This window comes from Paraburkholderia sp. BR13439 (assembly GCF_040948805.1).
Lineage (GTDB): Bacteria > Pseudomonadota > Gammaproteobacteria > Burkholderiales > Burkholderiaceae > Paraburkholderia > Paraburkholderia youngii.
Window position 1 is genome coordinate 1 of record NZ_JBFPKN010000116.1, and the last position, 1,137, is coordinate 1,137.

Here is a 1,137-nt window from a genome sequence, read left to right on the forward strand (position 1 = left end):
CGATAGCCCAAGGACGTATCTGATTTTCGACCCAGTTGTTGTCTATAGGCACGTGACCGTCATCGAGATAGCGGGTCAGCGCTTCCCATCGTTTAAGACTGTAATCCAGCGCTTTGGCAATCGCCGAGCCTTCCGACACCAGCTTGCGCTGCGCCACCATCCATTCGTGAAGTGCGCCGCAGACCGGCTTGGCCCGACTCTGTCGAAGCTTGTGGCGTTCCTCGGCTTGCAGCACTGCAGCGTCGCGCTCGATGTCGTAAAGCGCAGCAAAGAACGGCAGCGCCTGCGCGGCGATCTGACTGCTGTGATTGGCGTGCAGATCGAAGAACTTGCGTCTCGCGTGCGCTGCACATCCAATTTCAGTGATGCCCTGCTGGAATCCAGCCTTGTACCCACTGTAGTCGTCGCATACCAGTTTGCCCTGCCAGTCAGCGAGGAACGCGCGGGCATGTTCGCCTGCACGGCTGTCGGCGAAGTCGTAGACCACGGCGCGCAGCTCACTGTAGTGTGTGGGCGTATACGCCCACAGATACGCGCGGTGAGTCTTGCCTTTGCCGGGACTGAGCATCTGTACCGGCGTCTCATCCGCATGCAGCACACCCTGCTGCAGGATTTCCTGATGCAGCGCGTCGACCAGCGGTTGTAGCTGCACGCCGCACGTACCGACCCATGCGCCCAATGTCGAGCGCGGTATCGCGACGCCCGCTCGCGCAAAGATCTGCTCCTGACGGTACAGGGGAAGGTGGTCAGCGTACTTGGCAACCAGCACTGACGCCAGCAGTCCTGCGGTCGGGATGCCCTTGTCGATCACATGCGCAGGCACCGCAGCCTGAATCAGTGTTTCGCAGTTTCTGCACACCCACTTGCCACGGATATGCCGCTCCACGGTGAACACGCCCGGCGTGTAGTCCAGCTTCTCGCTGATGTCCTCACCGATGCGTACGCGCTCGCAGCCACACTGGCATACGGTGCTCTGCGGCTCGTGGCGAATCTCTGTGCGCGGCAATTGTGCCGGCAGCGCTGCACGCTTCGGTTGCTGGGGTAGCGGCTCGGCTGTGGCTTGTGGCTGAAGTTGCTCGAGTTCAACTTCAATGGCGGCGAGATCCGCGTCAATCGCCTCATCCAGCAGATTCATCT

At 60.9% G+C, this 1,137-nt stretch carries 1 protein-coding gene; it reads right to left on the reverse strand.

What is annotated here, in order from left to right; genetic code table 11:
• Positions 1–1,137: IS66 family transposase (locus tag AB3X96_RS42430; protein WP_368594402.1), on the reverse strand; the 1,137-nt coding region annotated here is incomplete at both ends.